The sequence below is a fragment of the Aquimarina sediminis genome (genome assembly GCF_002895435.1).
Classification (GTDB): domain Bacteria; phylum Bacteroidota; class Bacteroidia; order Flavobacteriales; family Flavobacteriaceae; genus Aquimarina; species Aquimarina sediminis.
Map to the genome: position 1 here is coordinate 166,069 of NZ_POYJ01000009.1, position 19,566 is coordinate 185,634.

The following is a 19,566-nucleotide window of genomic DNA, read 5'->3' on the forward strand; positions in this document are numbered from 1 at the left end:
TGTACACTATTTTAGAACTACAAATTGAACCTGCTTTACCTGCAAACGTACATCATGAATCGATTTTGGTTGATCAACTAATTCTAAAGTTAAAAAAGAACTCTCTTCTGAAACTTTTGCATAATCGGCAACTATCATAAAATCTCTAGGACTTATTTCATTATACTTATCCAACCCTACTCTATAAACAATAGAAATTTCCTTCGGAAAAATCTTAATTTCCACTCCTTCGGGAACATTGTTTATAGTTATAGGAATTCTTTGGTTTCCTTCTGTAAATTTACTAACTAAGATATTAGCTTTTACTTTTGAAGGAACCACTTTTGCTGTTACTGGTAATTCTTCTATATTGATATTTAGTTCAGAATCATAATTAACATTTAACCCTTCTAACTTAAGATTTTCTGTTCTTATATCACTAATTGTATCTATTACTTGAGAAGGACCACTTATTAGTATAGAATCAGGAGAAATTACTAACCCTTTGTCACTTCCGTACCCTATGGCATATTGAATTTCTTGCTTTATAACAACAGGGATTTTTTTCTCAAGATTCAGATCCAGCTTTAGTCTTAAGGTATCTTTCTGCAATGACAATATTCTTCCTTTAAAATCCAGTTTTTTCTTCAAAATAGAAGATTCTTTATTGACATAAAAATAATATTGATTTTCTGTATTGAGTACTGCTTCTGTAACATCAAACTCCAACATTCTTTTTTCCCAGTTATGACTCATTAACCTGAAGCCATTTCCATTAAGAAGCATTCGTAAAGTTTGGTCACTTTCGTTATTAAAAATCTTACCCTTTGGGATATTAGTATACCGTATAGCGACTTCTACTTCTTGAGTATAGTTTTTAGAAAACTGAACAAACAACCAGAGCAATGAAGTAAATAATAGAAAAAATAAAAAGGTTTTAACGTTATTCCTTTTTAGAGAAAATTTATTCTTTATCCTGTTTGGCATATCATTTATTTTGAAAAAACAATGCTTTAAACTGTTTTTCAGGCTCTTTTTTCAATAGATGAATATAATAATAAGATTTTAGGAATCCTTTTCCATAACCATAAAATTGTATCAAGACTGCCAGAATTGATTGAAAGCCGATAGAAATGTTTTTATATTCTAAAGTTGCTCCTATAAATATCAACCCTAAATACCCAACAAGTAAAGCTATAAAATACCAAATACCAAAAAGCAAACATAAAACCGAAAACAATACACCGATTAAAAACAAAGCAGGAAACCAATAGGTTAATTTAGCGGTCTCAGGATGCCATTGATTTAAAATTGGTCTAACGAGTCCAAACTTATTAACCTGGATATAAAATTTTTTCCAAGAAATCCTTCTTTTGTGGTACACCTTAGCATCAGGAATTAAGGCAGTATCATATCCTAATTTCCATAATCTAATAGTCAAATCAGGATCCTCTCCAGGGTGTATGTTCCCAAATCCCTTTGAAGCATGAAAAGCTTCTTTTGACAATCCCATATTAAAACTTCTGGGCTGAAATTTACCCAATGTATTTTTCCTTCCTCGAATCCCTCCCGTAGTTAAATAAGATGTCATGCTATAACTTATTGCCTTCTGAAGATTTGTAAAGCTTTGGTGGGCATCATCAGGACCACCATAACAGTGTACAAAAGTAGTGGATAAAAACTGCTCTACTTTAGACAAATAGTTTTTTGGCAATATGACATCGCTATCCAAAATAATAAAGTAATCTCCTTTTGATTTTTGCATACCATAATTACGAGAATCACCTGGTCCTGTATTCTCTTTTTGATAATAGCTTATAGACAAACTATTGTCAAAACTCTTAATAACCTCTTCAGAAGTACTAGAGGATCCATCTTCTACAATAACAATTTCATATGCCTTAGCATAATCCATTGCCATCATACTTTCTAACAACTCCCGAATCTCATTTGGTCTGTTGTACACGGGTACGATAAAAGAAAAATACATTTCCATATCACAAAGGTAGATAACAAAAAATCCCATTACCAATTAAGAATGGGATTTTTATATTTTATACTATTAGTTTTTTATAGCTCTTACTATTCTTCTTCTACAAACTTATCCATAACAAGCTGGCTTACTCCCATGTTAGAGAAACCTCCATCATGATATAGATTTTGAAGTGTTACTTTTTTCGTAAGATCAGAAAACAATGTCAGCGTATAATCTGCACATTCTGCAGCAGTTGCATTTCCTAGCGGTGACATTTTATCTGCATATTCTATAAATCCATCAAAGCCTTTTACTCCTTTTCCTGCAGTTGTAGGCGTTGGGGATTGAGAAATTGTATTTACTCTTACCTTACTATCTCTTCCGAAAAAATATCCAAAACTACGAGCAATAGACTCTAAATATGCTTTGTTATCAGCCATATCATTATAATCAGGAAAGACTCTTTGTGCAGCCATATAGGTTAATGCCACAACGCTTCCCCATTCATTCATTGCTTTCTTTTTATATAAGGTTTGCATTGTTTTATGAAAAGAAAGAGCCGATACATCCCATCCTTTTTGACTCCAGTCATAATTAAGATCTGTATAATGACGTCCTTTTCTTACATTTACAGACATCCCGATTGAATGAAGGACAAAATCTAATTTACCTCCCAAAATTTCCATTGATTTTTCTATAAGGTTTTCCAGATCTTCTAATGAAGTAGCATCCGCAGGTATAACCTGAGCATTAGTCTTTTCTGCAAGAGTATTTATGGCTCCCATTCGCATAGCGACTGGAGCATTGGTAAGTACAAAGCTTCCACCTTCTTCGTGAACACGCTCTGCTGTTTTCCAGGCTATGGAGTTTTCATCCAGTGCCCCAAAAATAATTCCTCTTTTACCTTTTAATAAATTGTATGACATTTAATTATAAATTAAAGTATGGTTATACGAGCGGTAAAGATAATAAAACGCCCCAAATCACAACCAATCAAAATAGAATTTAGTTTAGCTCTTATAAAATCTAAATTACAGAAAGCCTTTTAACTTTATACTCCTCTAATCTTATAATGCATTATAAATAACTAAATACATTTAATTGTTTCCATAATAAAACATCTCGATTCTCCTGATTTTTATAAATACCTAAAATAAATCTCAAGTTATGTTTTAAGAATATTTTAACAAAAAAATATAAATAAATTAAGAGTAAAATAGATTTTAATTAAAAATTCAATCAACTCAAATTAAGAAGCTAATTAGTTGATTTTTATTAATATATAACCTATATTTGATATAATACATTATACATCAAGTTTGTTTTTTTTACAATCCCCTTGATTTGACGTAAACTTTAGTAATTGTATTTTACTAAAAATAAACCTCCCCAAGATGTAGTATACTATTTCTCCCCTTAGAAAAAGTATTGTGTAGCAAATATCGTCCCCCCTTAGAATCTTTTAAATAATTAATTAAGATTGTTCTACGATGATTTTTTTTGATTGTCTAAAAAGAATACCCTTGTTTCTTGATTGATGCAATTAGGTTGCTAATCATCAAGAACATAACAATATTCTTTTCGGACGTTAGAAGGAATTTAGTATGTAGTCAACAATTGATCAATTTATGCTATTATGAAAACAAAATTACCAGACTACTTAACCACAACCATCACATGTTTTTATTTTTTGAATTATTAAAGTAAAAAAACTGGGCTTTTTCTAATAAACTAATAAAAACTTGTTGCGTATGAAATCTATTCTATCAAGTCTCTTTACCAAGAGAATCATCTTTGTTATAGGTATTCTCATATTTTTTTCTTGTTGCACATGTGCTTATAGCCACTCTGCATTAAAAAAGGATACAATAACCCTGAGTACAAATCCCACACCTCTTTCTCCACTAAATCTTACCATCATTAAAATACAAGATGCCACCATTATTGGAAAATGCTGCGATGGGAAAGCAAAAGCAGTTGCCTCAGGAGGTAAACCTGGTTACACATATCAATGGAGCCCATCCGCATTTAATCAAAATACAGCCATAGCAAAATTTCTTGTTAGCGGTACACATAGCGTGACCATAACCGATGCCAGCGGAGCACAAATAACCAAGAGTATTGATATTGAATGCTTAAATACATGTAACCTCAAAACTACCAATACTACAACTCATATTTTGTGTAAAGGTGAAGCTACAGGAGCAATTGATTTAACAGTCGACCAAGGAACTCCTCCTTATACTTTTGCCTGGAGTAATGGCGCTACCAGTGAAGATTTAACCAACCTGACCGCCGGAACATACACAGTAATTGTTACAGATGCTTCAAATTGCACTTCTACAAGTTCTATTACTATTAACGAACCTATTGAGCCCCTATCTGTTTCTATTAGTTCTGTTACAAATATTAGTTGTAATGGTGCAGGGCAATTTACAACCACAGGTACTGGTGGCACCCCTCCCTATTTGTATTCTATAGATAATGGTGTCAATTATCAAATAAGTGAAACTTTTGCTGATCTTACTAAAGGAAACTATACTATCCTTATTAAGGATGCTAATGATTGTACCTCTACGGCATGCGCAACAATTTCTTTTAATTGTACCAACGCCATAACAGATATTAATAATACTTTTATCAACACTCCTGTTTCAGGCAATGTATTGACCAATGACAAAGATTTTGAAGGAGATACGCAAACCGTAACCACCACAACAATAACGACAACAGAAGGAGTTATTCTAACTATTGAACCAAACACAGGAATATACACTTATACTCCTCCTCTAGACTTTATAGGAGAGGATTCTTTTGAATATACCATATGTGATAATGGCACCCCTATTGCCTGCGACACGGCAAATGTCTATATAGAAGTACTACCAGTAGAAAATCCTGAAAACAAACCTCCAATTGCTAACCCAGACACTGCAATTACCGAGATGAATATTGCAGTAGACGGCAATGTATTAATAAATGATTTTGACCCGGATAACGATCCAATCACAGTTACAACAACAACTGTAAGCTCCATTGAAGGGGTTTTAGTGACTATAAATCCTTATAATGGCAAATACACCTATTCTCCTCCTAATGGGTTTATTGGTAATGACACTTTTTTATACACCATTTGTGATAATGGCACCCCTGCCTTATGCGACGCAACGATTGTTGTCATCACAGTGCTCAACAACCAGTGTAACACCACTTTTGCTAATGATGATGCATATTTCTCTGCATGTCAGGAAATAAATGGAAACATATTAGATAATGATTTTGACCCAGAAGATGACGCACAAATTGTAAATACTACTCCTCAAAATAATGTTGATAATGGAACCTTAATTCTTAATACAAATGGAACCTTTACTTACACCCCTAATTCTGGATATTCAGGCACAGATAGTTTTGTATATACAGTATGTGATGACAACTCCCCTGTTTCAGCATGTGACCAAGCTACAGTTTATATAACCATTTCTAACAGCCCCCCTCCTGATTTGACAAATTGCAATGTTACAGATCAAATAATCGAATGTAATGGAACAGACAATGAAACTATAGCCGACATCTGGAATGCAAATAATATTTCAGAATTAGAATCCTGTATTACTGACATCTGTAACTCAGATTTTACTGGAAAAATAACATCTAATTATGATTTTAATAATTTTAATAGCTCCTGTGGTCTGGGTGGTGACATAGAAGTAGTATATACCATTACTGATAACGGTCAAAATACTACAACTTTAACAGCCACTCTTACACTTAAGGATTCTACTCCTCCAGATCTAACTCTGTGTCTAATTGAAGATATAACACTACAGTGTACTACAACAAACATTGAAGAAATTGTTGATCAATGGAATGATGATAACATTATTTTATTAGAAAGCTGTGCAATCGACAATTGCAATGATGGTACAACAGTCGTAATTACTTCTGACTATGACTCAAACAACATAAACAAAGGTATCCTAATCGTAGAATACATCGTAACTGATGATTGTAACAATGAAACTAAACTATCTGCCAAAGTAACAATAGAAAACAATATCGAAATTATAAACGATATAAGCCTATGTATTCTTGATGAAACAGAATCACAAATCTTTGACCTATTTGATCTACTTGAGAGTGATTTTGATATTAACGGTACCTGGGAAATTACATCAGGAAACGCAACTATACTTGATGATCATTTTTTTGATCCCTTAAGCATAGAACTAAGAAATGAAGATGATTCTGAAATCATTTCACTACGTTACACCAATGATAGTTCGGCTTGTATAGCATCTCTAGAAACAACGATAGAAATACACAATAGATGTGGAGTGTTTTCCTGTGGCGAAGATACTATCAAAATTTCAAAAGTTATCACCCCTAATGGAGATTCGTACAACGAATACTTTGCGGTGAATGGTATTGAAAATTGTGGATACGTCGTAGATGTCAAAATCGTTAATCGCTGGGGAGCAATCGTATACAAGTCTAATGATTATCAAAACGATTGGAACGGAACCGTACATAGATCTTCTTTAGGGTCAGCTAATCAAGTACCAAGTGGTACATACTATTATATAGTAACCATTAATAATAGCGGTCTAAAACCATTTAGCTCACCACTATACATTGGAACAAAATAAAAAGGAATTGATGATGGGGATTGTAAAAAACAAAATAACAGCACTACTAACACTATGCATTAGCTCTATCGGCTTAGCGCAACAGTTACCTCAGTTTACACAATATATGTTTAACACCGTATCAATAAACCCTGCTTATGCAGGAAGCAGAGAGACATTGAGCATAGTAGGTCTACATAGAAGTCAATGGACCGCTATACAAGGAGGACCAGAAACACAAACATTATCAATACACTCCCCGTTACAGAATGAAAAAGTAGGAGTTGGATTATCCATAATACGAGATGCTCCTGGTTTTGAAAACTACTTATATATCTATGGTGATTTTTCTTACTCTATCAACCTTACCGATAGTTCTAAATTAGCTTTTGGACTAAAAGGTGGAGTTACCAATTATAATCTGGATCAGGAGTTTTTAAATGACCCAGAAGTTACCCAAGATCCTTTTTTTGGAAATTATTCCAATCGATGGAATCCTAATATTGGAGCTGGCTTATACCTTCATTCAAACAAATGGTACTTAGGGGTATCTGCCCCCAGAATACTAAACACTGATAACAACCATACTACCGAAACATCTTCTGTAGAATACGTGGCTTTAGAACGCATAAGCTACTACCTCACAGGAGGGTATGTTTTTAACCTCTCTACTAACACTAAACTAAAACCATCAACTCTTCTAAAAGCTACTAATGGCGCACCAATTTCTATTGATTTAAATGCCCACTTCCTATTCTATGAAAAATTCTGGTTAGGTGGATCGTACAGGTACAACGAATATACTTCCTCAATTGGAGCTTTAGCAGATTTTCAGGTATCAAAGCAATTTAGAGTCGGTTATGCCTATGAACATTTTATATCTGACATAAGACCCTATCTAGGGGGTACTCATGAAATATTACTTTTGTATGAATTATTCAACGAAAAACGCGTTAAATCTCCTCGGTATTTTTAATTATACTAGCATGACAAATAGAACTTCTTTAATACTCACATTATTATTCTCCTCTCTTGTTTATTGCCAAAAAGTAAAAGTTGCCGATAAGTATTTCAGAGACTTTGCATACATAAAAGCAGCAGAGTTATACAAAGAAGCTTTGAAAAAAGAAGACAGTACAGAACATATCTTATCTAGAATCGGTGATTGTTATTATAATAATTCTAATTCTAAAGAGGCTTATTTTTGGTATACCAAAGCCGTAACTAAACACAACAAAACACATCCAGAGTATATTTTCAAATACATTCAGATTTTACGTAGTATGGGCAAGTACACTGAAGCCAACAAATGGCTTCAAAAATTTAAATCCCTACAGAAAGACAGTAGATACGCTAACGATTTTGAAGATATAAGCCTAGAAAAATTTGAAGAACTATCTACCCCAAAAGATATTCATATTCGTGTGACTAATTTAGAATCAAATAGTGAATATTCAGATTTTGGTGGATTTGAGTTAACCAGAAACCTTTATTTTTCATCATCAAGAATAGATGACAGTACTACAGGAAAAAAGAAAATATACAAATGGAATGGAGAGCCTTACCTAAATATATACCAATCAAAAATTGATAGAATCGATTCTCTTATTGTAGTTAGCAACATCATTCCTCTTGTATCGAATACTATAAATTTAAAAAACGAACATGAAGGAGCACTGGCAATGACAAAGGATGGAAAAACACTCTATTTTACCCGAAACAATACTAACAAAAGAAAAAAAACATCCTATGACAAAGGAGGTAACTCTAACTTAAAGTTGTACAGAGCCAAACTTCAAAATGACCAATGGTCCGCAATTGAAGAATTACCTTTTAATGACAAAGCATTCTCTACAGGTCACCCCGCACTAAGCCCAGATGAAAAGACTCTATATTTTGTATCTGACAGAAAAGGTGGGTTTGGGCAGTCTGATCTATATAAAGTAGCTATTAATGATAATGGTACTTTTGGGGAAATTAAAAATTTGGGAGGTGAAATCAACACCCCAGGGCGAGAAGTATTTCCTTTTGTTGCCGAAGATTCTACGTTATACTTTTCTTCTGATAGTCATATTAATCTTGGTTTTTTGGATATCTACAAATCTAATATCCTAAAAAAAAGAACGAATGAAAAAGTGACTATTAAAAACATGGGAGCACCTTTTAATAGTGGTAGTGATGACTTTGCTTTCTTTATAGATCCTTCTGATCATTCTGGTTATTTCTCATCTAATAGATCTGAAGGCAAAGGAGGTGATGATATTTACGCTTTTGATTGGTATAAATGCAAACAAATACTAACTGGCGTAACATATGATAAACTAACCTTACTAATACTACCAAAGGTCGTCGTAAAACTTATTGATGAAACGGGTAAAATTATTGCTACTACAACATCAAATGAAAATGGCACATATACTTTTGAAGAAATATCCTGTGGTAAAAAATATTCCTTACTTGCTACAAAATCCAACTATAGATCAGATTCTAAGATTTTTTTTACAACAGCAGTTGATAAAAATGAAGTAAAAATAGATATGCATCTAACACCTTTAATCATAAAAAAAGAAATAGTGGTCAATCCTATCTTTTTTGACTTTGACAAACATAATATCCGTGCGGATGCCGCATATGAATTAGAGAATATTGTTAACGTAATGAAGGACAATCCAAAAATGGTTATAAATATCGAATCGCATACAGACAGTAGAGGAAGCAATAAATACAATCTAAAACTATCTAATAAGCGAGCTAAATCTACTAGAGATTATATTTTGTCGAGAGGAATTTCTCCTGATAGAATACCCAATGCTATAGGTTATGGAGAATCTCAATTATTAAACAAATGTGGAATTACGAAGGGACAACCCTGCACAGAAAAAGAGCATGAAGAAAATAGGCGATCGGTGTTTTTAATCCTTAATGACTACCTATAATCAAAATACACCTCAAATCAATATAACCAACACTACCTTTTAATAAAAATATTAGTAAAAAATAATACTCCTTCCTTATTCTGTTCTACAGAAATATCGAATTCTGTATAATCTCCTTCTATAGTACGTCTATGGCTATCACTTTTTAGCCAAGCATTAACAACAGATTCAGCCGAAGAATATCCATACCCTACATTCTCTGCTACTTTACTTGCTCCAGCATTAGCAATAAGATATGATTTACGCTCATGAAAATAATCATGCGACATATTATTCTGTTTGATCATGTAATCTGTATGGGTATATGCTTGAGATTTTACAATATCTAAAGATTCTAAAACATTCAAACCTTGAGAAACTCTATAGCTGTTTATTAATTCTAAAATTTCAATCTCAATTGATTTAACTTCAGGAACGACAAATTCCTTATCCGTAGAACTTATATTATCTTCAATATTTTCTGGCGAACACGAAAACAATAGTATTGCTACATAAGCAATACAGACAACTCTTATAGGTAATTTCATAATTTGGGGGCTGTAGATTTGGGACTACTGACGCAAACTACAAAATAAAAACTCACAAATCTGGCAAAAAGTGTTAAAATCGATAAAAAAACACACCTTTTGTCGTATTATATTGCTATTAATCGATAAAATACTCAGTTATAAAATCAAGAAACCTCAAATACGAACTTAACCTTTAACTCTATCTATGATAAGTACTTTACTTAGATAAATTTGGGTTACTGATATAAGAAAGCAAGTTCTTTCACCTCTTAATCCAATGCAGAATGTAATAGTGATTTTGCATGAGTTAACGCAGAATCAGAAATATCTTTACCACCTATCATTTCGGCTATTTCTTTGATTCGTTCTTCATCACTTAACAATCTAAGTTGAGTAACAGTAGTATTCTGCACATCCTCTTTATAGACTTTATAATGATTCTGCCCATTAGCCGCAATCTGTGGTAAATGAGTAATACTAAAAACCTGTAAGTTTTTACTCATACTCATCATCAAATCTGCCATTTTATGCGCAATTTCTCCAGATACTCCAGTATCAATTTCATCAAAAATGATGGTGGGTAATTGTGCATATCCAGATAGAATAGACTTTATAGCAATCATAATTCTGGATAACTCTCCTCCAGACGCTACTTTCTTAAGCTCTCCGTAGGTTCCTCCTTTATTAGCAGAAAATAAAAATTCTAATATTTCTTTCCCGTTGGATAAATATTTTTCTTGCAATTCTAAAGAAGATTGAAATGTAGCATTTGGCATTCCTAAAGCCTTAAGAATACTTTCTAACTCTTTTATTAATCGAGGAAGAGCTTTGTTTCTTTTTTTATGAATCTTTTCTGCTACTTCATCCAACTGCAATTGAATAGTAGCTATTTCTTTCTTAAGCTTATCTATATCTTCAGTGAGAGATTCTGTCTTAGAAACTTTGTCTTGTAATACACCTTGTAAAACGATCAATTCTTCTACACTAGAAACACTATGCTTTACCTGCAAATTATGTAATAATTGTATCCGTTCGCCTGTACGCTCCAATTGCTCTGGATCTGCCTCTAACTTCTCTAACTCATCTACTAATGATACATTTATATCATCTAATTCTATATAAATACTCTGTATTCTTTGAGAAAGCTCTTTTAACTGACCCGAATACGTTTCTATTTTGGATATATTATTTTTAATAGTATTTAACTGATCAGAAACTCCTATTTCTTCTCCTGAAGCAATTGAAATAGAACTCGACAATCGTTCTTGAATCTCTTCAATATTATTAAGTTGCTCATATTGCTCTTCAAGCGCAGGAAGCTCATCAGGTTTAAGTTTTGCTTCATCAAGTTCTTTCAAAAGGAAAGCGTTGTATTCATACTCCTTTGTAAATTCTTCCTGACTAGCAATAAGTTTATCTACTTCTTTTTGTTTTTCTTTTAATAAACTTAAACCTCTTTTATATGATTTAATCTCTCGATCTGCTCCTGCCAGTGCATCTAATACTTCAAATTGAAAATCATTAGAAGTAACTTCTAATGTTTGATGTTGGCTATGAATATCTATTAATCTAACTCCTAATGAAGCGAGTGATTGCAAAGTAACAGGAGTATCATTTATAAATGCTCTTGATTTCCCTGAAGGAAGAATTTCTCGCCTGATTATGGTTTGATCTTCATAATCAAGTGATTCTTCTTCAAAAAAAGAAGTCAAATCGTATTTTTGTATCTCAAAAACCCCTTCTATTACACATTTTTGAGAGTTATCCTTTACACTACTAAGATCTGCTCTTTTTCCTATTAATAATCCTAAAGCACCCAACAATAAAGATTTACCTGCACCAGTTTCTCCTGTAATGGTAATTAAACCAGAATCGAATGATACTTGTAACTCTTCTATTAAAGCGAAGTTTTTTATAGAAAGACCTCTTAACAAAGGATAGAAAAAATTTAAAAGTTTTTAAAAAAGTAAAGATACTATAGTTTTGAAAAGATTACATCTGTAAGTTTCAATTTTTTTTAACTAACAACACCTTCATACTATTGTAGGAGTAAAACCTTCCTAGAACTTTATATCTTTCCAGTTTTCTGCATATGTAGGTGCTATTCTATTAAGAATTTCAATGGTTTTGGCAATATTCACTGAAGGTCCACCAGAAAGGATACTAGAAATCTCATCAGCTTTAGCATCAAAGAATACTCTCATTATATACGAATTAGGTCTTGTATTATGCATTTCCTGAAGCGGCTTCATTGCCTCAGTAATAGTTTCTTTACCTTTTTTAAGGTTATTATGCATCACATCTAATCCTTCTCTATGATATGTGTACATTGTTTTTCGGTACCCTTCATAAGTTCCAGACAGAAGGTCGTCATTAAGTCTAAATCTATTTGGATCTTGTTCTCTTGCCCACCCCAAGGTATTACTACCTTGTGCATTACTAACAATATTTTTGGCTTCTTGATAATACTGAGTTCCACTATTTAACTCAAAAGTATCAGCATCTACCCCTAAAATTGTGTATAAATAGAATGCGACTACAGAAATCAAATTAGACTCAAAACTATTTGGGTTATAGTTTAACGGTTGAAACTCCAAATAATCAAAGTTAAATTGCTTATCGTTTACATTAAAGATAGTAGTAGAATAACCAGATCCATATACAGGTCGAGATGCTTGCACCTGAATAGTTGCTGAAAAAGCATCATTATCATAACTACTTATTGTAATAAAGAAACTACAATTGATCCTTTCTTCGGTACGATAATCTACAGCGGTCCATTTTGTATTATTAATAAACTCAGTTAATGAACGCTCTAAGGTTTTAAATACTTGCAAATTAGGATTTCCTGTTTGCTCCGCATTTACAGCCACAGTAGCATTAAACTCCTGGGCATTACCATTTAAACCAACTATAAGTATTATGACAAGAAATAACTTATTCATCCTTTAATGTGTTAATTTCATTAAATATATCTTGTGCAACTTCTGACTTTGCTTTTAAGTCAAACGCTTTAATCTCCAATTTATGATTAATTAGACTTACTTTATTTGTTTTCCCTTTAAAGCCTGCTCCTTTATCATTAAGAGAATTAAGGACTATTAAATCTAAATTTTTACTTTTTAATTTATTCTTAGCGTTCTCTTCTTCATTTTCAGTTTCCAAAGCAAAGCCTACCAAAAATTGTTTTTGCTTCTGTCCTCCCATCCATTTCAGGATATCATCGGTTCGCTCTAACTGAATAGAAAACTCTGTGTCTTTCTTTTTTATTTTTTGATTTGCTATATTTTTAGGTCTATAATCTGCAACAGCTGCAGATGCGATTGCTATATCACAATTATCATACAGTGATACAACGGCTTCATACATATCCTTTGCACTAAACACATTAACGACATTAATAAGTGCATGATCAACCTTAAGAGAAGATGGCCCCAAAACCAAATTTACCTGGGCTCCTAAATTGGCCGCAGTTTTTGCCAACTCTATACCCATCCTTCCGCTAGAGTGATTACCTATAAACCTAACAGGATCTATTGCTTCATAAGTAGGACCAGCGGTTATTAAAACGGTTTGATTTTTTAATGGTAGTTTTTTTAAAATATCTTTTGCTATAAACTCTACAATAGTTTCTGGTTCTGCCATTCGTCCTTGCCCGACAAGACCACTTGCCAGCTCACCCGATTCTGAAGGAATCATAATATTTCCAAACTCTTGTAGCTTCTCAAAAGAATTATTAGCTGATGGGTGTTTGTACATATCCAAATCCATTGCTGGAGCAAAGTACACAGGACACTTTGCAGATAAATATGTAGCTAACAACAGATTATCGCTAGCCCCGGCAGTCATTTTAGATAATGTATTTGCCGTAGCAGGAGCTATAACCATAATATCTGCCCATAACCCCAAATCCACATGGTTATTCCATACAGCATTCTCATCTTTTTCATCATAAAAAGATGAGTGCACGGGGTTTTTAGACAAAGTAGATAAAGTAAGCGGTGTTACAAAATCTTTGGCAGCAGGAGTCATTATGACTTTTACTTCTGCACTCGCCTTAACAAACAAACGAACCAAACTTGCTGTTTTATAAGCAGCAATTCCAGCGGTGATACCTATTAAAACTTTTTTACCGCTTAAAACAGACATAAACTTATAGAGATTCTGTGTCTTTTTTCGTATTTCTATGATAGATTTTACCTTCTAACCATTCTTGCACAGCCAAGGCATGAGGTTTAGGTAATCTTTCGTAAAACTTAGAAACTTCGATCTGCTCCTTGTTTTCAAAAATCTCTTCTAAACTATCATTATATGTAGCAAATTCATCTAATTTTTCTAGAAGCTCTTTCTTAATATCTGTATTAATCTGAGTTGCTCTTTTTGATATTACCGATATAGCCTCATATATATTATCTGTTGGCTGATCAATACGGTTCTTATCAATAGTAGTTGTGTTTACCGGCGCATTGCTTTTTTTCAAATCCATCTTCTACTTTATTTTCTATTTATATTCTTCTAATCTTGTCTTAATATCTTCTCCTAATTCATCTGCCTTCTCTAGATATTCTCCTTCTGTTTTGTAGTATTTCTTATAACTATTATAATACCCTTGAGCTACATTTAATCGCTCTTCTACCAAACTTTCATAACTACCTATAGCCAATAAATACTCAGACTCTAATTTGTAATATAATACTTTTTCTCTAAAGGATGATCCAGGATAGTCTACAAGGTAATTGTCAAATGCTGAAATCGCAACTTTATAGTTCTCTCTATGATGAAACTGTTTTGCTATTTCGTAAGCTTTTTTCTCCTTCTTCGTTCTAAGTTCTGCTACTAATTTATTTGCTTCTTCTAAGTTTTCACTTTCAGGATATTCGTTAATATAAGCCTGAAGCTTTTCTATAGCTTTAGTTGTTTCTTCTTGATCTAAACTATATCTTGGAGAAAGATGATAATAACTTTTGGCTCCTTTGTATGATGCTTCCTCTCTTTTCTCACTTTTGGGATAGGACTTAGCGTATCTTTCAAACTGATATCCAGACAAGTAATAATCTTCTAACTGATAATATGTATCAGCATAGTAGTACATAATTCTTTCTGCCTGTGGCTTACCTCTATACAAAGGAACTATCTGTTCAAAAAGCCGTAAAGCCTTTTTGTACTTTCCTTCTTTATACAAATCCTCAGCAGTCTTATACTTTGCAGTTATATCCTCGCCTCTTACTATTTTTTGATACTCACTACAAGAGCCTAATAATAATACAACAGCAAGCAAATACAATAATCTCTTCATATCTTAAAAAAACATCTGGCAAAAGTATATATTTCTGCCGTATTACAAAAACTTTAGTTCATTCAATTCATCTGTCTTTATTTATTATCCGTATAAACAGGTAGAATTACCCTCATTAATAATTTGGTATACATCTACCACATCAATTCAGGTTCATTTCAATAACTACACAATTAGGAAGGTGTTGCAGGATCTAATTATTTTTAACATTCTTAAAAGTTGTCTTTTTGTATCAACTGGATTTACTGGCAAAAGTTTTATCAAGGTTATTATGATCCAGAATTGTATGCCCTTCATCATCATAATGAAATGCTGGAACAAAACGTTGGTCAATTTTTAGATTTTTTAAAACATATGAATGTACTTGATGAACTTCCTGAGCAAAGGATTCATCATAATAACTTGCTAATATTAATATTTCTCCTTTTAAGTTTTGTAACTCTTCTCTATCAATTTTTTTGAGCGGACTCAACTCATCTATAGGGTGCACAACAGTCCAAGTAGTTGGCAAATATGTGATTGAATTTCGCTCTAACTTAAGACTAAAGAAGTTGTTCACAAATTTTTTACCCTTATCCTCCTGAGATAGCGCTAATGTAGCTTCTATTTTAGGACGAATCATCACATTAGCACTTCTACTCATCAATCTAAACATAATACAATCCATCCCATTATGCTTTCTTACTACTACACTACTACTAAACCTAATATTTGCTCTTGGTTTAGAAAACCTACCATACAATAGCCCTGTAATAAATGAGAAGCTTAATAATCCTATAAGTGCTTCAAAAGAAGATATAATTCCAAAAATAACACCTTTGGGAGCCATCGCACCATACCCTACAGTGGTAATTGTCTGAGCAGAAAAAAAGAAAGCATTAAGGAAATCCTTAAAAACATCTCCAGTTGATTCTGTTATATTTGATATTCCTAAAAATGTATAGATTATTGCAAATAAAGAATTAATCAGAGTATACCCTAGGATTACCCACAAGAAAAACTTAGTCCAACTAATACTAATTAAATAGTTATAACTTTCTGACAAGGAGCTTGGTCTATTTACATGTTTTATATTAAAAGAACCATCTTGATTGATAAACCGTTTGGCGTATCTATTTGAAGACTTACCTACTCCTGGATCTTTTACTTTTTTAGCCATCTCTTCTGAAAGCTATTAATTCTGAACAAACTCTTCTATTCTTTTTGCTAAATCCTGAGAAACAGGAATTAACGGCAAACGAAGATTATCTTCACACACTCCCTTGACCTTTAAAATATTTTTTATTCCGGCAGGATTCCCTTCTTCAAAAGCATAATCCAAAACAGGAAGAAGTTTATAAAAAGTATCGAATGCTTTTTTTGTTTGCCCTGACAACCCAAGCCGTATCATTTCAGAAAACTCTTCTGGAAATCCTTGCCCTATCACACTTATTACACCGTCTCCACCAGCAGCCACAGCTGGTAATGCCAATGCATCATCACCTGAAATTACCAAAAACCCTTCTGGTCTATCTTTTATTATTCTAAGAACTTGGGTAAAATCTCCAACCGCCTCTTTTATACCGATAATATTGTCTAATTTGGCAAGGCGCAATGTCGTTTCTGCAGTCATGTTCGTAGCTGTTCTCGAAGGTACATTATATAACAAAACAGGTAATGGTGTGATATCATTAATACTTTTGTAATGCTGAAAAATCCCTTCTTGACTAGGTCTGTTATACATAGGAACCACAGATAATATTGCCGCAAAATCTAAAGAACTCACTTCTTTAATTTCATCAATAATCGCTGCAGTATCATTTCCACCAACACCTATAACAAGAGGAAGTCTTTTATCATTCACCTCTATAATATGTGCTATTAAACTCTTTTTCTCTTCTTTAGTAATTGTAGCCGATTCAGCAGTAGTTCCAAGTACCACAAGGTATTCTACTCCTCCTTTTATACAAAAATCAACTAATGATGTAACTCCTTTATAATCTATCGATCCATCTTTATTAAAAGGAGTTACTAATGCTACTCCTGTTCCTCTAAGAAAATCACTCATGCTATATAATCTGTAAAATTTTTAAATATTTCTTAAGTTCTGATATAAAAAGATTTGTATCATTAGTAGTAGCTCCAATAATTAAGTCATTAATACGGTTGTCTACAGCCGCAAAACCAACTTTAAATTTGGCTTTTGATGCTGCAGCTACATAGTTTAACTCTATCGAATCTTCTTCATAAAAGTTAATCAAGACATCGTAATCTTCATTTATAAAATCAAGTAAAGAATTACTTTTTACAGCACCGCTCATTCCAAAGCTTTTGTCGCTGTAATAAGCAGCATCCTTATCATCTACAACGTCTTTATGATCTTCTTTATAGCCTAATACTTTTAGTTTTTCTGACTTAACCCCTAATTCATTTGCTAGTTTCAATAACGAAACAATATTAATAGATTGGGATGCGTCAATAAGAACAGCAAGTGTTTTAAGATTAGAAATTTTTTGATCAGTATTTCTTTTTCCTAAATGCGTTTCTATATTTTTTTTTATTGCATTCCTCTTAAGGCCTTTTAAAATCATTTATTAAAAAAATTAATAAGCCACAAATGTAGCTATTTTACAATTTAAAATCATCTGGTACTCTTCAAGAAAAAGAGAAAAGTTTAATAATTAAACAACATAGTAATTTTTGTTAAATCTAAAAATATTTATCGTCAAATTCTTTTTTATTCTTTGGTTTTGTTTCAATAAAAAAAACGGTAAACAGGAAAATCCCTAATATTTCTGTGATATTTATGAGCACAGTAAACACAGTACTATAATAATACAATTCATTTATTGGCAAAAGTGCATCTACAAACAAAGTACAACAAGCTGCAATAAAAAGGTAAATCAACTTCTCATATTTATCTGCGACATAAACAAAGAAACAAACAACAACAAACATCAGAAGACTAACTATTATTAAAATCATAGACCCAATAGAATTAGTCATTTTGGGCAAAATTAAATCTACAATTGAAAAAACTAAATACCCAATCAAAACTGTACTCAGTATGACCGGCACTGCCAATAGTGTTTTTAAATTTACATCTCCTTTTGAGATAAACCTCTTTAACAAAAGAATACATAGTACATAAAAAAGAGAAATCAGCAGGGCAATAACCGTATAGTACTTAGCAAAGTCCAGAGATATAAAAATGTCGGTGACAATAATTAAAAGCATACATACTACAAACAAAAAAGCAGGTTTTTTGGCATGTTTTAAATATATAAAAACTAATGACAGAGGTACAATTGGCTTGACATACACTAATACCCATTTATCAAAAAACAAAACAGCACATATAACTGCTAAAAAAGAGATATAGAAAAACAAGTATGTGAAATCTGTTTTTTTCAAAAGATTTTAAAGTATTTAAGAGCCATAGATAGGCAGGTTTTTTTGACTATAATATATTTTATTTTCACAAGTAATCATCATTAACAGGAGTTAAAGATTGTTGTTCGATAAAAAATTTGATTAAAAAATATTGTCCGGAAATCTGAAGAAAGTTAGCTATTAGAACAAATACCTCTAAAAAAACATATAAACTATTAAGTGCTGTAATAATATTAACAATCAAAAAACAAGAAGCTGCCACCATTAAAGAAGAACTCACTACTGTTTTACTATTCAGATAAATATAATAACACACTCCTATAAAGACAGTAAAGCAAACAATAAGAATAAACAGATATACTCCATCATCATGCACTTGAGGTAAAATCAAATCTGCCACCGAAAACAAAACATAAACAATCAGTACCATTGTAATTAGCAATTGAATTGTAAAAATTTTCTTAAGACGAACTTTAATTCTTTTAAAACTTTTCCATAACAAAACAATATTAAGGATATAATAAACAGAAAGAAGAATATTAAGCACCCTAAAATACTTCACAAAATCTTTAGCAGTCAGCACCTCTATAACCATAATCAAAAGCATGGTTACTATTACCAAATAGTTTTTTTGTTTTGTCTTTATCAGATATATAACACATAATGCAACAACAACGAGAGGTTTAAAAACAACAATAAGTCTATCTGCAAAAACAGAAGTCATCAGAGTAAGTATCCCTGTAATGTAAAACAATTGATATACTAACTTCTCTACGCTCAAGAGTTACTTCTTTTTTATACAAATCAAAAACTGTCAGATCTTTTGAATCAAAAACAAACAATGTATTCTGTGATAACACAAAAAAAATCA

The 19,566-nt window shown here is 32.3% G+C and carries 17 protein-coding genes; 3 read left to right on the top strand and 14 right to left on the bottom strand.

Annotated features, from left to right (window positions below):
• Nucleotides 1–6 precede the first annotated feature (6 nt).
• The 3 genes from C1X07_RS18120 to C1X07_RS18130 all read right to left on the bottom strand — a co-directional run bounded on the left by C1X07_RS18120 (nt 7) and on the right by C1X07_RS18130 (nt 2,880).
• Nucleotides 7–966: a CdaR family protein gene (locus C1X07_RS18120; RefSeq protein WP_103071453.1), complete on the bottom strand. Its 960-nt coding sequence runs from the start codon at nt 964–966 to the stop codon at nt 7–9.
• Nucleotide 967: 1 nt separating this feature from the next.
• On the bottom strand, nt 968–1,975 hold the full coding sequence (locus tag C1X07_RS18125) for a glycosyltransferase (RefSeq protein ID WP_103071454.1): 1,008 nt from the start codon (nt 1,973–1,975) through the stop codon (nt 968–970).
• Nucleotides 1,976–2,061: 86 nt separating this feature from the next.
• On the bottom strand, nt 2,062–2,880 hold the full coding sequence (locus tag C1X07_RS18130; RefSeq protein WP_103071455.1) for an enoyl-ACP reductase FabI: 819 nt from the start codon (nt 2,878–2,880) through the stop codon (nt 2,062–2,064).
• Between the two features lie 825 nt (nt 2,881–3,705).
• Here C1X07_RS18130 and C1X07_RS18135 point away from each other — a divergent pair.
• From C1X07_RS18135 to C1X07_RS18145, 3 genes are read left to right on the top strand one after another with little or no spacing between them, the layout of a single operon-like run.
• Nucleotides 3,706–6,603 carry an Ig-like domain-containing protein gene (locus C1X07_RS18135; protein ID WP_103071456.1) on the top strand — a complete coding sequence of 966 codons (2,898 nt, stop codon included), beginning with the start codon at nt 3,706–3,708 and terminating at the stop codon, nt 6,601–6,603.
• A gap of 13 nt (nt 6,604–6,616) precedes the next feature.
• The gene (locus C1X07_RS18140) at nt 6,617–7,558 is read left to right on the top strand and encodes a PorP/SprF family type IX secretion system membrane protein (protein WP_103071508.1); all 942 of its coding nucleotides are present in this window, start codon (nt 6,617–6,619) and stop codon (nt 7,556–7,558) included.
• Between the two features lie 10 nt (nt 7,559–7,568).
• Complete coding sequence (locus C1X07_RS18145) at nt 7,569–9,518, top strand: OmpA family protein (RefSeq protein ID WP_103071457.1); 1,950 nt, start codon at nt 7,569–7,571, stop codon at nt 9,516–9,518.
• 32 nt (nt 9,519–9,550) lie between these two features.
• Here the strand turns inward: C1X07_RS18145 and C1X07_RS18150 are convergent, their stop codons facing one another.
• The 11 genes from C1X07_RS18150 to C1X07_RS18200 all read right to left on the bottom strand — a co-directional run bounded on the left by C1X07_RS18150 (nt 9,551) and on the right by C1X07_RS18200 (nt 19,476).
• Nucleotides 9,551–10,045: a CAP domain-containing protein gene (locus C1X07_RS18150; RefSeq protein WP_103071458.1), complete on the bottom strand. Its 495-nt coding sequence runs from the start codon at nt 10,043–10,045 to the stop codon at nt 9,551–9,553.
• Between the two features lie 251 nt (nt 10,046–10,296).
• Entirely contained in the window at nt 10,297–11,961 is a 1,665-nt protein-coding gene (recN, locus tag C1X07_RS18155) for a DNA repair protein RecN (RefSeq protein WP_103071459.1), read from the bottom strand.
• A 126-nt stretch (nt 11,962–12,087) separates the two neighbouring features.
• Complete coding sequence (porD, locus tag C1X07_RS18160; RefSeq protein ID WP_103071460.1) at nt 12,088–12,972, bottom strand: type IX secretion system protein PorD; 885 nt, start codon at nt 12,970–12,972, stop codon at nt 12,088–12,090.
• The gene (gene coaBC, locus C1X07_RS18165; protein ID WP_103071461.1) at nt 12,965–14,176 is read right to left on the bottom strand and encodes a bifunctional phosphopantothenoylcysteine decarboxylase/phosphopantothenate--cysteine ligase CoaBC; all 1,212 of its coding nucleotides are present in this window, start codon (nt 14,174–14,176) and stop codon (nt 12,965–12,967) included. The genes porD and coaBC overlap by 8 nt, the downstream gene beginning before the upstream one ends.
• Nucleotides 14,177–14,180: 4 nt before the next feature.
• Nucleotides 14,181–14,513, bottom strand: a complete 333-nt coding sequence (locus C1X07_RS18170) for a DNA-directed RNA polymerase subunit omega (protein ID WP_103071462.1) — start codon at nt 14,511–14,513, stop codon at nt 14,181–14,183.
• Between the two features lie 15 nt (nt 14,514–14,528).
• Entirely contained in the window at nt 14,529–15,323 is a 795-nt protein-coding gene (locus tag C1X07_RS18175; protein WP_103071463.1) for an outer membrane protein assembly factor BamD, read from the bottom strand.
• 232 nt (nt 15,324–15,555) lie between these two features.
• Nucleotides 15,556–16,482 (bottom strand): ion channel, encoded by a 927-nt coding sequence (locus C1X07_RS18180; RefSeq protein WP_103071464.1) that lies wholly within the window; start codon nt 16,480–16,482, stop codon nt 15,556–15,558.
• A 15-nt stretch (nt 16,483–16,497) separates the two neighbouring features.
• The gene (gene dapA, locus C1X07_RS18185) at nt 16,498–17,370 is read right to left on the bottom strand and encodes a 4-hydroxy-tetrahydrodipicolinate synthase (protein WP_103071465.1); all 873 of its coding nucleotides are present in this window, start codon (nt 17,368–17,370) and stop codon (nt 16,498–16,500) included.
• Between the two features lies 1 nt (nt 17,371).
• A complete protein-coding gene (locus C1X07_RS18190; RefSeq protein WP_241507282.1) occupies nt 17,372–17,893 on the bottom strand; it encodes a DUF6913 domain-containing protein in 522 nt (173 codons plus the stop codon).
• 118 nt (nt 17,894–18,011) lie between these two features.
• Nucleotides 18,012–18,716, bottom strand: a complete 705-nt coding sequence (locus C1X07_RS18195) for a hypothetical protein (protein ID WP_128755317.1) — start codon at nt 18,714–18,716, stop codon at nt 18,012–18,014.
• A gap of 64 nt (nt 18,717–18,780) precedes the next feature.
• Nucleotides 18,781–19,476, bottom strand: coding sequence for a hypothetical protein (locus tag C1X07_RS18200; protein ID WP_128755318.1), 696 nt, complete (start codon nt 19,474–19,476; stop codon nt 18,781–18,783).
• Nucleotides 19,477–19,566 lie beyond the last annotated feature (90 nt).

Excerpts from the sequence above, each read along its gene's own strand:
- C1X07_RS18125 (WP_103071454.1), bottom strand. The coding sequence starts at position 1,975 with ATGGAAATGTATTTTTCTTTTATCGTACCCGTGTACAACAGACCAAAT.
- C1X07_RS18135 (WP_103071456.1), top strand. The coding sequence starts at position 3,706 with ATGAAATCTATTCTATCAAGTCTCTTTACCAAGAGAATCATCTTTGTT.
- C1X07_RS18175 (WP_103071463.1), bottom strand. The coding sequence starts at position 15,323 with ATGAAGAGATTATTGTATTTGCTTGCTGTTGTATTATTATTAGGCTCT.
- coaBC (WP_103071461.1), bottom strand. The coding sequence starts at position 14,176 with ATGTCTGTTTTAAGCGGTAAAAAAGTTTTAATAGGTATCACCGCTGGA.
- C1X07_RS18150 (WP_103071458.1), bottom strand. The coding sequence starts at position 10,045 with ATGAAATTACCTATAAGAGTTGTCTGTATTGCTTATGTAGCAATACTA.
- dapA (WP_103071465.1), bottom strand. The coding sequence starts at position 17,370 with ATGAGTGATTTTCTTAGAGGAACAGGAGTAGCATTAGTAACTCCTTTT.
- C1X07_RS18120 (WP_103071453.1), bottom strand. The coding sequence starts at position 966 with ATGCCAAACAGGATAAAGAATAAATTTTCTCTAAAAAGGAATAACGTT.
- C1X07_RS18170 (WP_103071462.1), bottom strand. The coding sequence starts at position 14,513 with ATGGATTTGAAAAAAAGCAATGCGCCGGTAAACACAACTACTATTGAT.
- porD (WP_103071460.1), bottom strand. The coding sequence starts at position 12,972 with ATGAATAAGTTATTTCTTGTCATAATACTTATAGTTGGTTTAAATGGT.
- C1X07_RS18145 (WP_103071457.1), top strand. The coding sequence starts at position 7,569 with ATGACAAATAGAACTTCTTTAATACTCACATTATTATTCTCCTCTCTT.
- C1X07_RS18130 (WP_103071455.1), bottom strand. The coding sequence starts at position 2,880 with ATGTCATACAATTTATTAAAAGGTAAAAGAGGAATTATTTTTGGGGCA.
- C1X07_RS18140 (WP_103071508.1), top strand. The coding sequence starts at position 6,617 with ATGGGGATTGTAAAAAACAAAATAACAGCACTACTAACACTATGCATT.
- C1X07_RS18190 (WP_241507282.1), bottom strand. The coding sequence starts at position 17,893 with ATGATTTTAAAAGGCCTTAAGAGGAATGCAATAAAAAAAAATATAGAA.
- C1X07_RS18180 (WP_103071464.1), bottom strand. The coding sequence starts at position 16,482 with ATGGCTAAAAAAGTAAAAGATCCAGGAGTAGGTAAGTCTTCAAATAGA.